This window comes from Phaeobacter sp. NW0010-22 (assembly GCF_040365955.1).
In the GTDB taxonomy this organism is placed as follows: Bacteria; Pseudomonadota; Alphaproteobacteria; order Rhodobacterales; family Rhodobacteraceae; genus OMPR01.
Map to the genome: position 1 here is coordinate 1 of NZ_BAABWT010000013.1, position 13847 is coordinate 13847.

General features: G+C 54.9%; 9 protein-coding genes. 3 read left to right on the top strand and 6 right to left on the bottom strand.

Going from position 1 to position 13847, the window contains the following annotated elements; translation table 11 throughout:
* Both ABWV33_RS21600 and ABWV33_RS21605 read right to left on the bottom strand, forming a co-directional pair.
* Positions 1–3531 (bottom strand): CHRD domain-containing protein (locus ABWV33_RS21600; protein ID WP_353333733.1); only part of this gene is annotated, 3531 nt, incomplete at its 3' end.
* Positions 3532–4102: 571 nt separating this feature from the next.
* Complete coding sequence (locus ABWV33_RS21605; protein WP_113825761.1) at positions 4103–5116, bottom strand: replication initiator protein A; 1014 nt, start codon at positions 5114–5116, stop codon at positions 4103–4105.
* Positions 5117–5495: 379 nt separating this feature from the next.
* Here ABWV33_RS21605 and ABWV33_RS21610 point away from each other — a divergent pair, with 379 nt between their 5' ends.
* Together ABWV33_RS21610 and ABWV33_RS21615 are read left to right on the top strand one after the other, a co-directional pair.
* Positions 5496–6884, top strand: coding sequence for an AAA family ATPase (locus ABWV33_RS21610; protein WP_113825760.1), 1389 nt, complete (start codon positions 5496–5498; stop codon positions 6882–6884).
* Positions 6885–6925: 41 nt separating this feature from the next.
* Positions 6926–7996 (top strand): ParB/RepB/Spo0J family partition protein, encoded by a 1071-nt coding sequence (locus tag ABWV33_RS21615; RefSeq protein ID WP_164621658.1) that lies wholly within the window; start codon positions 6926–6928, stop codon positions 7994–7996.
* Positions 7997–8078: 82 nt separating this feature from the next.
* On the opposite strand, the gene ABWV33_RS21620 is transcribed toward ABWV33_RS21615, so the two are convergent.
* The 4 genes from ABWV33_RS21620 to ABWV33_RS21635 all read right to left on the bottom strand — a co-directional run bounded on the left by ABWV33_RS21620 (position 8079) and on the right by ABWV33_RS21635 (position 12496).
* Positions 8079–9383, bottom strand: coding sequence for a UDP-glucose dehydrogenase family protein (locus tag ABWV33_RS21620; protein WP_113825758.1), 1305 nt, complete (start codon positions 9381–9383; stop codon positions 8079–8081).
* 498 nt (positions 9384–9881) lie between these two features.
* Positions 9882–10919, bottom strand: a complete 1038-nt coding sequence (locus ABWV33_RS21625) for an NAD-dependent epimerase/dehydratase family protein (protein ID WP_353333736.1) — start codon at positions 10917–10919, stop codon at positions 9882–9884.
* A 78-nt stretch (positions 10920–10997) separates the two neighbouring features.
* Positions 10998–11609 carry a sugar transferase gene (locus ABWV33_RS21630; RefSeq protein ID WP_121998585.1) on the bottom strand — a complete coding sequence of 204 codons (612 nt, stop codon included), beginning with the start codon at positions 11607–11609 and terminating at the stop codon, positions 10998–11000.
* A 2-nt stretch (positions 11610–11611) separates the two neighbouring features.
* The gene (locus tag ABWV33_RS21635) at positions 11612–12496 is read right to left on the bottom strand and encodes an NAD-dependent epimerase/dehydratase family protein (protein WP_353333738.1); all 885 of its coding nucleotides are present in this window, start codon (positions 12494–12496) and stop codon (positions 11612–11614) included.
* A gap of 134 nt (positions 12497–12630) precedes the next feature.
* Between ABWV33_RS21635 and ABWV33_RS21640 the strand changes: the two genes are divergently transcribed.
* Entirely contained in the window at positions 12631–13710 is a 1080-nt protein-coding gene (locus tag ABWV33_RS21640; protein ID WP_258547109.1) for a polysaccharide biosynthesis/export family protein, read from the top strand.
* The last annotated feature ends 137 nt before the right edge of the window (positions 13711–13847 follow it).

Genomic DNA, 13847 nt, shown 5'->3' on the forward strand with positions numbered 1-13847 from the left:
AACCTTTTCGCGCACTTCAGTGCCTGAGTTGTTGACGCGGTAGGTGTCATCGCCCTGCAGGCCCACCAGCGTGTCGGCAGCACCCGCCACGCCGTCAGCACCGTCGCGCAGCGTGTTTCTGCCGTTGTTGCCCAGAATGTACTGAGACAGCTCGTTGCCCTGCAAACTCCGCGTGCTGGTGCCCGCGGTTGAATCCGTTTGCAGGCGCTCGATCTCCTGACCCGCCCCCAGCGCATAGTTGACATAGGTGATGACGCGGTCGGTGCCTTCGCCGGTGTTTTCCTCAACGACAGCCGCCGAGTTATTCACCCGGTAGGTGTCATCGCCGTCCAGCCCCCTCATGGTGTCGGCGGCACCGGCCATGCCGTCTGCCCCGTCACGCAGCGTGTTCTTACCGCTGTGCCCCGTAATGGTTTGCGCCAGTGCATTGCCGGTCAGACTGCGAGTTAAGGTAGAGCTGAGCGAAAAGTGAGCCTCTAGAATTTCAATATCGTCGTCAGCGGCAAGTGCAAAATTGATAAAGGCCTGGACTTCGTCAGCGGTGCCCTCTCCGGCCACCTCAACAATCGTATCGCCAGCGAATCGAATGAAATATTCGTCCTGACCAAGCCCGCCAACCAGAGTATTGGAGCCGCCGCGTCCACCATCCAGCCTATCGGAACCATCCCTGCCTTCCAGTCGGTTCGAAGCATAATTTCCGTTGAGATAATCACCAGTGGAACCGCCAATCACATTCTCGAAGTTAATCGCAATGTCTTGTTCGCGCGAAGTTGATACGACCCCTCCGGCCCCCAGAATGTTCGCAACCACACCGCCATTTGAACCTGGTGGTGCCTCATGAAGGTGAGCCGCTGTGATCCCAGTTACGTTCAGGTCCATGATCGTACTGATCGAATAGCTCACCGCTCCGTTGTTATCGACCATGGTCAGGGTCGCAAACCCCACATTGTCTGATGCGACCGGTGGGACCTGATTTGCGGGATCAAGCAGGATATTCTCAAATACAACCGTGCGAACCAAGCCGACAGTGGTATCGCTCAGAACGGGGCCAACTTGCCCACGCAATTCTCCGGATGGAAAGTTGCCTGTATGCACGTTGATGTAGATGTCGCCCACTAGCGCGGCAGCCAGCACCGCAGATGTCGTTGGCGCATTTGCGAGCTCAATCGTACTCGAACTCGCAGTGGCACGGGCGGAATCCATATTAACGGTTATGATGCGCTGATCGCCTTCAAACGACAGGGTATCTCCGGTTCCCAGACCGCCATCCAGGCTGTCTGCTCCAAACCCGCCCTTAATCAGGTCGTCCCCCTCACCGCCAAGCAGAGTGTCCGCGCCCCCCAGGCCCATGATGGTGTCTGCTTCCAGACCGCCCTCGATACGGTTGTCATTATTATCACCGGTCAGATGATCCGTGTGGGCCGACCCAAGAAGGTTCTCGAAATTGGTTAACGTATCTGTACCAGCACCACCTGTGTTCTGGGCCGTGGTCAGCCCCAGATCCACAGTGACGCCCGAGGCCGCCCCGGCATAAGATGCGGTGTCATTCCGACTGGCGCCACCATCCATGTCGTTGTTGCCCAGACCACCCTCGATGGTGTTCTCACCACCAACGCCCGTGATCGTGTCATTGACCATCGAGCCGATGATGTTCTGCGCGAGCATCGTATCGCCGGTAATCATCACCCCATCGCCCGGTTCGGTGAACCCGGAAATGCTGATACCGGACAAATCCAACGCCGCTGCGCCGTTCATGAATATGTTAAGCTTGTTGGTGTTTCCGACATGCGCCGTGGCCTGAATACCGACAAGCGTCACCTGCGACGCATTCATTTCGACCGTCGCACTCACGTTGTACAAATTGGTGAAATCCAGATGCTCGATCGAGGTCACCGTGTCATCGCGCAGATTGAAGATGGTCCCCCCCCCAATGGCAACGACCCGTATAGTATCACTGTCCGCACCCCCGTCGTAGGTTTCGCCGACGCCATCATCGCCTGTGTTGATTCTAATGACATCGTTTCCGGCACCGCCAAAGACCTGATCGATCCCGCCTTGGCCGAAGAGCACATCAAAGCCGCCTTCGCCGCGGATCGTATCGTCGCCCCCCCCTGCCTGGATCAGATTAGCGACGCTTGACCCGGTGATGTCATGCGCACCACTGCCCGCATCTATGTGTTCAAACTGTGAGAATGTTGATCCCCACGACGTCCAGGACGCCGCACCAAGGTCTATCGCATTGCCGCCGGTGAAAGCGGTATTGTCTCCTCTGATATCCAGAGTATCGCTATCTGCTCCGCCATTGTAGCTTCCGGTGCCAGCCACATAATTCACACGAACAATATCGTTACCAGCACCGGCATTGATAATATCATTACCCTGAATGTCAGCGCCGCCGCCAGAGGGCAATCCATCCGTGATGGTGTCGTTGCCCTCACCCCCAAGGATCGTATCATCCCCAGACCCACCATTCAGAGCATTGTTGCCGTCATTACCGACAATCGAGTCGTTGCCAGAGCCACCAATCGCGCTTTCGATCAGGGAACGGGAATCGTTGTTGTATTGCAGCGCGTTGAAAATATGGCCGCGGGCCATATGAGTGTTGGGCGTTCCGAAGAAATCCAGATCGGCGCGTTGCGCATTGCCCCCGACATCAAGATCCGTGTGCATCCCGGGACGCAGATCAATCAGCAGATTGGTGGTATAATTTGACAGGTCGTATGTATCGAATCCATCACCATCCCAGATCGTGCGGAAAATCTTGTTGCCTGTCCCTGCAACCTGGCCAACGCCATTAACGAACATCTCACCGGTCGTGGTCGAAAACGTGTATGTTGTGTTTGATGCGTTAAAGTCGAAATTCGCACCGTAATTGTACTGTATAGTCTGAATATCCGCCATCATCAGGGTTTGCGGATTATTGTCCGGACCTGCCGTATTGACCCCGCCCGGATCGCCCACGTATGTCAGGTACGTCATGATCGAATATTCGGACGAATTGTTGTCGGGCTCCAGGAGCCTGCCCTCGTGGCCATGCTGCATGCCCAAAGTGTGGCCAAGTTCATGCCCGACAGTCACCCAGTCAAAGTTGTATCGCGCGGGGTTGTCGCCGGTCCCCCCAAAATAAGTGTCCCCTGCGATTGCTGAGTCGCCCGGGTAGTATCCAAACGCCGTGGCCTGGTTGGAATTGTTGAACATCCTGATCGTGGCTTCTTCGTCCTCGTTCAAGGCGCCTTCGGGGCCATCAAGTTCGGTGAACGTCAGCCCGGAAATGCTGGCGTATTGGTCAAACCAATAGCGCGCGGCAGTTTCCTGTGCGGCGCTCAAGGCGGAAAAACCTGCGATGACAGAGGGTAGTAGGGCGTAATCTGCGGATATATCTGATGCGAGATCAACAAAGCTGTATGTCAGATCGTAGTCGGTCCATTTTCGGGCTGTCAGCTGAGCATCAATGTTGGTGACACCGCTCAGGGTAACCACCGTTGATGGGGTTGCGCCATTGTCCAGTACACCATCAGGTTCGTGCGCCATCAGAGAATCCCTCCCATTAGGGGAATTTATTCAGAAAACCCCGGTATTTTTCATAAATTTGGCAATTCAAACGATGCCAACAAGAAATCTTATCTATTTATTAACTATTGAGCCTGCTAAAACGGCATGAGTCAATTAATTGATAGTTTTGGTATCATTTTAATATATTGGTAGCCGCAAAACCGGGCACACTGGAGGCGAGCTTTTGCGTCTTGGTGTAAAATATTGATGCAGGAAAAGCCGTTACCCCCACAGTACCTTCGTCGAAAGGCTGTAGCGAAGCCTGAAATACAAAGCAGTTTCCCTGCACAATTGGGCCGCCAGATCAGCGTCGCGGGTGGGTGCTGGGAAATGGGTGCAATTTCTACAATTGCAAACGCCCTCACTCTGCTCTTGGCAGCAAACGACCCGTCTGCAGAGAATTGGACTGATCAGCCCGAGCGAAGCGTAATTTCATTCACGCCAGACAGTGTTCTATAAATGGGGCATAGGTCCGATCTGATCAGATCTACAAATGACTCAGGCTATATCGGTCAAACGCAGAACCCGAGTAACGAGTACGCCTCTTCCCCTACCCCTTGCGCTTTTTCACCCATCCTAAAAACGCCGCATCTGGCTTGCGCAACCGCTGCGCCCCGGTCCGCGCCCAGACCCCGCGCCAGTCCGCCTCGAGCGCATACACATCCGTGCCTGGCATCAGGCGGCGCGCTTCCTCTAGCGCATCGGCACTGAGGATCGGAGGAGGCACATCCACAGACACCAACCCACCGCGCGGCGTGAACCGCATCAGGTCGCCCGGGACCTCTTCTATCTCGTAATCCGGCAAATGGTTTGCTTCGATCATGTCGCGCAACATTTTACGAAACACCCGGCGCGGGGAGGCACTGCCAGATTTCTTGAGCAACGTATCCACCGACACGGTCCAGGCTGGTTGGCGTCCGCAATGTTTGCGCGCCAATTCATAGATCCGCCGCTCCAGCGGTTTGCGCAGACGGAAATAATCCCGGCTCAGCGTCAGTACTGATTTCGACACCACCGCCCGGAACAGCCATTCGCTGAGCGTGACCGCCACGCTGACCATCCGCCCGCCGCGAGTCTTGCGTTCGATCTGCCAGCTTTCGATCAGGCCAAACCCGGTAGTGACCTCTTTATCGCCGGTCACGATATTGGTAGTGATCCGTGTACCGGCAAGACGTTCAAACGCCTCGCGCAGACGGCGATAAGAGTCACCGCTGGTTTCGCGATTGGTTGCCACCAATAGATCATGCGCCTTCAGGTGCAGCGTCCGGCTGACGGTCCGCCCCGCGTTGATCCCTGCCATCAGCTGCGAAATACAAAACAGCAAGATGTCCTTGTCGTGGATCGTCGCCAATCCGCGCACCGAGGGCGTCACCGTGATCTCGGTTCCATTGTGATCATACTGCAAAATCCGCCGGTCCGGGCGCGTCGCCAACGAGAACAGCGGGTGCTCCATACTGGCGATGTCATCCTTGGGGATCGCATCAAAAATATCGCAAAGGAAAAAATCACTCTGCTTATGACGGTCGGGCAAAAGCCCCCCCGCCCCTGTTACTGCACTGCTCATGGCCGGTATCCGACTCGTTTTTTCGTGGTTTTAGTGACGGCCAACCTAGAGTTATCCACATGCCCGCACAACGGGGTTACAGAGTCACTCTATCGGGGGTTTGGATTCAGTTTATCGGGGTTTCAGAGTCATTCAAAACATAAAGATGATAGGAAGTCCTTTTATTTTCAAAAGATTACCCACTCCTACCTAAGCCTGTAACACATAAATAACACGACTCTAACAAACCAAAAAAATCGCCAAATCTACAAATATGCGCTATATCAGCACCAGCACCCCCTTATTTACTTAGAAAAAACAGATCACATGCGGCTTTTGCTTTCATGTATCACCTTTTTTGGTACACTAATGAAAACACAACACATCGAGCAATTTCACCATGGCAAAAGACCCCATCCCCCTGCCGCCCTATTTCAACATCGATCCCGATGCAGCCTTGGCAGATCTTGACTTACCCACAGACACGCAAGGCTTTGCCTCCATCGCCGAGGCCTGCACCCGCGGGCGTACCGATCTGGCCAGTCGGGGCATGAACGAAGACGGGCGCAAGAACCTGCGTCTCTTTTCAACTTGGGAAATCACCCGCTATCTGATCCCTGTCGCACAGGCCCATTTCCGGCGTGTGCTCAAACAGAATCCCGACCTGCCACAAGGCCAATCAGAAACAGATGGGGGGGCCAAATGGTTTACTCTGGACGAGGTGTTGCGCCTGCGTGCCTTCTTTGGCGCCCAAGGATCCAAAGCTAAAGAATACGTCCCCTACCGCCCCAAAGGGTTGCCCGCCAAAATGGTCGCAGTGGCAAACTTCAAAGGTGGGGTTGGCAAGACCAGCACCGCGGCACATCTCGCAATGTCTGCTGCACTGGATGGTTACAAGGTGCTGGTAATTGATCTTGACAGTCAGGGATCGATGACCTCGATCTTTGGCGGCACAGTCGACGATGAATGGCAAACCGCCTTTCCGCTGCTGGCGCGCCACTACGGCGAGCATCTGCGCATAGAGAACCAAAGGCGTCTGGACCGGGGTGATCCTCCTCAGCCGCTGGATGAGGGGCTCTCAGCGGCAATGGAGATGACCGCAGCGGATGTGATCCAGTCGACCCACTGGCCCAACATTGATCTGATCGGGGCGCAGCTGAATCTGTATTGGGCTGAATTCCAAATCCCGGTCTGGCGGATGCAGGCGCGTGGTTGGAAGCTGTGGGATGCCTTAACCGACCGTCTCGAGGCGGATGGGGTGCTGGACGACTATGATCTTGTGTTCATCGATACACCCCCTGCACTTGGCTATTTAACCATCAACGGATTGGCAGCCGCTGACATCCTGTTGGTGCCTCTGGGCGCATCATTTCTGGAGTTTGATTCAACTGGTCGCTTCTTTGACATGTTGCATTCCACCTTCGCCAGTATTGAAGACGGGGAAAACGTTGCAGCCCGCGCATTGGGACGCCCTGAAATGGGGTTTGAATGGGATGCCGTCCGCGCCGTCATCACCCGCTATGACGGCGCGCAGCAGGGCGAATTATCGGGTCTAATGCAGGCCTATTTGGGCAAGACACTATCCCCCCATCGGCAAGATTTCACTGCGCTTATTGGGCAGGCTGGTGAACAGGTGAACGGGATTTACGAAGCGGATTACCGTGATTTTAATCGGGAAACCTATGCCCGTGGGCGCGAAACTTTTGACGCCACTTATGCCGCCTTCAAACGCTTGCTTTTGGGCATCTGGCGACGTGGTGAATTGGAAATGCAGCAGGCGGCTGAATAGAAAATAACAGACCCTAAACAGGGCAATTCAGAGGATCAAATATGGCAAAACGCAAACGGCTAACCCCAGCTCAACCTGGATTCCTCGGGGGCCCTGTCGAGGCAGAGCGCGCACCCGAAACCAAATCCATACCTGTGGCCATGAGCGCCCCTATTGCCCAGGTTGCTGGCGAAGCCTCCGCGACGGCGGCCTTGGAAGAAGTCAGCGCGGCCCTACGCAATGCCCGCGCCGAAGGGCGGATGATTGAACTGTTGGACCTGGACGCCATCGACGATCGTCATCTGGTCCGGGACCGTTTGGAACAGAACGAAGAAGAGATGACCGCGCTGGTGGATTCTTTGCGCGCGCGCGGCCAGCAAATGCCCATTGAGGTGGTTCTGCTATCTGACCCTGCGGGGGGGCGAACCCATGGTTTGATTTCTGGTTGGCGGCGGCTAACGGCGCTGCGTAGGCTCTATGAAGAGACTTCAGACTCTAAATTCTCGCACGTTCGCGCGATGGTGATTACACCAGACACAGCCCAAGATGCCTATGTGGCTATGGTCGAAGAAAACGAAATCCGGGTCAACCTGTCCCATTATGAACGCGCCCGCATTGCAGTGCGGGCCATGAAGGAAGGGGTTTATCCCTCGCAACGGGCGGCTTTGCAGGGGTTGTTTGGCAATGCGACCCGCTCTAAGCGGTCAAAAATCGGGTCCTTTATTGCGCTGGTGGATGCCTTTGATGCGACACTGTGGTTCCCCTCTGCAATTAGTGAAAAGTTGGGTCTGTCTTTGGTGCGGGAACTGATCCGTGATCCCGGATTTGAAGATCTGCTGAAAAAGCGGCTTCAGGATATGCCTCGTGACAGTGCCGCCACCGAAATGCGTATTCTGTCGGAAACATTGTTGGAGAGACAGGCCCCTGCTCTACCAGCAGATCCAGAACCGACTGCGCGTCCGCGCGTGCGATCAACCACCTCAGGCCCAGCCGCAGGCGAGCGGATTGTGACACGGGTCACAAAGGGCATTGAAATGCGATTTACCCCGGATCAGAGCCGTATTGAGTTGGTCGGTGATGGGATAAGCGACGCCCTCGCAGAGGCGCTTCAGGACTGGCTGCGTAATCAATAGCGCCCTTTGAAAATGTTTCGCGCGCGAAACACTGGCTGTGTTCCACGCGCGAAGAAAAAGGGGAAGGCTGTGTGTTGAGGCGTTAGCGCCCGACCCCGACATACAGTTCAAACCCAGCCCGTTTGGCGGATTTCTCGGAATAGATATTGCGCAGATCGACCATGCGCGGCACGTCCATTTTCTTTGCAAGTTGTTTGAGATCCAGCGCGCGGAATTCGTTCCACTCCGTTAGCAAGACCACCAGATCCGCATTGCGCACTGCATGATAGGGATCATCCATCCATTTCACCCCAGGTAAAAGAGCCTCGCCTTCTGCGTAGCCTTGCGGATCAACCACACGAACCTTTGCGCCGCCACCAATCAAGGTGGGGACAATGGTCAGCGAAGGTGCATCCCGCATGTCATCTGTGTTGGGCTTGAAAGTGACGCCCAGCACAGCCACGGTTTTCCCATTGAACGTACCGTCCAGTGCATCGCGCAGCTTTTCCACCATGCGGTTCTTGACTTGGTCATTAACGCGCATAACCGTTTCGGTGATTTGCATGGGAAACGCATTGTCCTGACCGATGCGCGCCAAAGCGGCGGTATCTTTCGGGAAACAGGATCCACCATAGCCTGGGCCGGCATGCAGGAACTTGTTGCCAATGCGCCCATCCATGCCAATCCCACGAGAGACCTCTTTGACGTCGGCCCCTACCCGTTCACACAGGCCTGCAATTTCGTTGATAAACGTAATCTTGGTTGCCAGAAACGCGTTGGCCGCGTATTTGATCATCTCGGCACTTTCCAGATCTGTGGTCAGGATCGGAAAGTCGCGCAGGTACAATGGGCGATAGATGTCGGCCATGACCTCGGCGGCGCGATCGTTTTGTACGCCGACAACCACGCGATCCGGGTGCATGAAATCATCAATCGCCGCGCCTTCGCGCAGGAATTCGGGGTTCGAGGCGACATCGAATTCTGCAGTTGGGTTGGCCTTGTGAATGGTCTGTTTGACCTGTCGGTTGGTGCCAAGTGGCACAGTGGATTTGGTCACGACCACGGTGTAGTCGGTTATGGCCTCGGCAATCTCTTTGGCGGCGGCCATGACATAAGTCAGATCCGCGTGGCCATCCCCACGCCGTGTTGGCGTGCCCACGGCGATGAACACCGCATCGGCCCCACTCACGGCAGCGGTTAGATCAGTGGTAAAGCTTAACCGTCCGGCGGCCACGTTTTTGGCCATCAGCGTGTCCAGCCCGGGTTCGTAGATTGGAACCTCACCCGCTTGTAGCATCTTGATTTTCTGCTCGGCCTTGTCGACGCAGATGACGTCATGGCCAAAATCTGAAAAGCAAACACCCGAGACCAGCCCAACATATCCGGTGCCTATCATCGCAATGCGCATCTTGCCTCAATCCTTTTTGTTTTACCTGCTCGGAAACTTGCGCCCACAATCGATAAATTGAGGCGCGGTTTCAATGCCCTGTGTGATGCGGGGGTAACATTGCAGATAAGTGCGCTTCAAAGACCATAATGAGCTTCTTTGCGGCCCAGAAGGATGAAGACCGTTGCATAGCGAACGGCTGCGCAGAGTTCAAAAGGACCTTGTTTCTGAGATATACTTAATCGTTGCGTCTTTTGTATATCGTGGAGGCGTCGATCATACTTTCGTACCACCTGGATAGAGTTATCGCCAAGATTCCGAATGGAATGCCGGCGCCAAGAAGGACTGCCAGCCCGAAAATCCATTTAAATTAGATCATTGTGGTTTCATCAAATCCCAAGGCTATCAACATGCTGCCCATGGATGCAGAAAAAGCCGATAGGTCAAAAATGTGTTCATGCTGCCTCTTCCATCTCGAGCAGATATTAGCAGATCCGGCGCGGTTTCGCACCTACCCGTCTATCCGTCGGTGATCCCGTAATACTCTCGATACCAATCGACAAAGCGTTGTACGCCAGTGCGGACATCTGTGGTTATCGAAACCCCTGTCAGGTCGCGCAATAGTTGGGTTTCGGCCCAAGTGGCGGGAACATCACCGGGTTGCATGCCCATCATGTTTTTGATCGCAGGCTGTCCAAGTGCGGTTTCGATAGCCTGAATGAATTCCATCAACGCCACAGGTTGGTTGGCGCCGATATTGACGGAACGGAACGGTGCCACCGGGCTGAGGCTGTCATGATCCCCAACGGGCGTCTGACCTGGCACACAGTCAGAGAGAGCGACGATCGCGCTGACCAAATCGTCGATATAGGTGAAATCACGCCGCATTTCGCCGTTGTTGTAGACGTCGATGGGATCGCCATTCAGGATCGCGCGGGTGAATTTGAAATAGGCCATGTCAGGGCGTCCCCAGGGGCCGTAGACCGTGAAAAAGCGGAACATGGTGATCGGCAGCCCATAGAGGTGGGCATAGGAATGAGCCATCGCCTCGTTGGCCTTTTTGGTGGCCGCATAGAACGACATCTGGGTGTCGACTTTGTCTGTTTCGCGATAGGGCATTTGGGTGTTGGCGCCATACACTGAACTGGTCGAGGCCAGCAGCATGTGTTTGGGGGGATAGGCGCGGGCGGCTTCTATCAGTTCGTATGTTCCGATCAGATTGGCTTCAAGGTAATCACGCGGCGCATCGATCGAGTGGCGTACGCCTGCTTGAGCGGCCAAGTGTATCACGAGCGCCGGGCGATGTGTTTCGAAGAGGGCTCGCAAGCGGTCGGGGTCTTCCAGCTTGCCGATTTCGGGGGTGAACTGTGGGTGCAAGGTCAATCGATCTAATCGCGCCTGTTTTAGGGCTGGATCGTAATAGGCGTTCAAGCTGTCTAACCCAACCACGCGCCAACCGGCGGCCAGCAGCTCTTGCGCGACATGAGAACCGATGAAACCAGCCGCACCTGTGACAAGCGCGACGGGAGCTGCAGAAAAAGAGGTCTGGTCAGGCACTTCAAAGGATCCGGAACTGAGGGAGGACAAGGGGATGGTATTTCTTTAAGGCAGATTGGAGCGAGCGCCTAGAAGCAATCACTTGCGGTTGAAGACAAGGCCGATGGTCTGAAAAACGATATCGAAATCGTAGCAGACACTCTGATGTTTTTGATAGATCAGGTCCAGCTGTGCTTTGCGAGGGATGCAGTTGCGCGTATAGCTTTCATCGGTTTCTTCGCGGGTCTTGCAACGGGCCAATAGCGTTGCTTCGTGTTCGTGATAGGCGATTGAGGCTAAGCCTGTCACGCCAGGGCGGGATTTCAGTACTTCGGCGTAGAGTTCGGGAAATTGTTCCACATACTGCCGCAGGGGTGGACGGGGGCCGACAAAGCTAAGATCGCCTTTGAGAATGTTCCAGAGTTGGGGAAATTCGTCCAACCGTTTTGAGCGTAGCCATGCTCCCGTCGGAGTGATGCGTTGTTCTTTATCACCACCCGACACTCCCGAGTCATCTTCGGCTTCGATCATGGTACGTAATTTCCACAGCTTGAAAGAACGGTCGATACCATTCATCCGTTCAGCCACGTAAAACAGAGGGCCACCTTGCTTGACCTGTAGCCAGATCAGAATTGCGAGTAATACAGGCCCCAAAATAATCACCAAAAGGGAGGCAAAGAATAGATCAAATAGGCGTTTGTCCCAGGTCATGATTATTCTCCTGAAACCTGAATATTAGGCTCTAAAATGCGCCATTGCTCTATCATTTCCGCAGGAGGGGTCTCGGACGGGTTTATCCGTGAAGCATGCGACGAGAATTGGCTGAGCCGCGTGGTATCCAGGCACACTTTGGGAATGACATCGGCCTGTGGTGCGCGTGGTGTCCAAGGCAATTGGGCCGCATCCAAGAGATGGCCCATTTCGATGGCACCAGGGCTGGCAACATTTAGAACGTCGGGCAGATCTGGTGCATGCACGAGGTCTGCGAGTACGCGTGCTAAGGTGAGCGGGCTGATATAACTACGTAGTGGGGTGCGACCATCAGCAAATTGATCCAGCTGAAATCCGGGCCGCCACCCCCCCAAAGTAGAGTCTATTCCGGCGATATTTCCGATTCTGAGCGCGCAGCATTGTACGCCCAGATCCTGTGCAGTGTGGAGCGCCTGACGCTCCATTTCCAGCTTTGATCGCCCATAATCATTGACTGGGTGAACCGGAGACTCTTCGCTGAGGAGGCCGGGTTGGTTGCCATAAACCGCTGCGGACGACGCCAGCAGCACGCGGGCCCCGGTTTTTGCCGCGCTGCGCAACGCAACCAGCGCCAAGGCGATATTGTCTGTCAGCGTTGCACCAGAATGTTCGCGCCCGGGAATAACCCCAGATAGACACAGAATAGCGCACCGCCCCTGCGCTGCGCGGGTCAGAGCGTCGGGATCGGTGAGAGGGTCAAAGCTAATCCAATTTTGACCTTGATCAGGCGGTGCCGCCCGGGTGTGCCAGAGGACGTGCCCGTGCACCACTTCTGATGTCCATACGCGTTGCAAGATTGTCCCAATCCGACCTGTTGCGCCCAGAACCAAAATATCGGGAAATTGCATGCGTGCTCTTGTAAACATTGACGGAACTCTTCATGGCAGTATCGTGCGCATACCCAAAGATCAACGGTTATCCATTTTGACATAGGCCCAGAATTCTTATGAAACTACTCGTGAAGTTTGCTCTATGTTGTTGTGTGAGCTTGATTTTTACTGCTTGTGGACGGCTGCCTGCAGGTGCTCCAGCGAGCAATGAGATTATCGACCAAGTGCAGGAAGATAATGGCGAATTTGCCATCTACTTGGTCAATAGGGCCTTTTTACCGACGGTGAAACACTGGCCTGCGACGGGCACCCAAGAGCGCTTGCCGTGGATCTCGAAAAGTCAGGGCGCAAACACGCAGATCATCCGGGCTGGTGATGTGCTGACGTTGAATATTTGGGACAGCAGCGAAAATTCATTGCTGACGACGGATTTGCAGCGGGTTGTCCCACTGGAGCAGGTGCGGGTGGCCTCGAATGGGACCGTGTTTGTGCCTTATGTGGGGAATGTCAGCGTGATTGGTCTGACGCCAGATCTGGCGCGTGAGCAATTGCAGAGTGATCTCGAGGCGATTGTTCCTTCGGTTCAGGTGCAACTGAGTATGAAAGAAGGGCGCGGGAATTCGGTTGAGTTGGTCGGGGGCGTGAACGAGCCGGGCTCGTACCGGATGCCTGATCGCAACTATACAATCCGCAGTCTGTTGTCGGATGGCGGAGGGGTCGATCAGAGGTTGAACAACCCGCAGATTCGTTTGGTGCGGGGAAACTCCATTTTCGGCACTTCGGTCGAAAAGTTGCTGGACAGTCCCAACTTTGACACGCTGCTGCGTGGTGGAGATCAGGTATTTGTCGAGGCGGACAAGCGGTATTTTCTGTCTTTTGGCGCCACTGGCACTGAAGACCTGCATACCTTCACGCGGGACAATTTGTCGGCAATGGACGCCGTGTCGATCATCGGTGGTGTGAACGAAACCCGCGCTGACCCCAAGGGACTTTTGATTCTACGTGAATACCCATCATCGGCAGTGTTGCCGGGGGAGCGGGGGCCCCGTAATACGCGGGTTGTGTTCTCGGTTGATTTGACCACGTTTGATGGGCTGTTTTCAGCTCGTAACTTTGAGATCAATCCCAATGATCTGGTGCTGGCAACTGAATCTCCGATTAATGATGCCCTGACCATTTCCAAGGTCATTGGTAACTTCTTTGGTGTCTTTAGTAGCGCCGGGGTTCTGTAAGCTCTGGCCGTGGATCGCATGACTAAGTGACCAGAAACGTGTCCTCCGATGGCCGGTACCGTCGGAGGGGGCTTGGGGCAGGGCGGCGTGTTCCTGCCACGGGCTGAAACAAAGTTGCCAAATGGGTATCCGTCGCT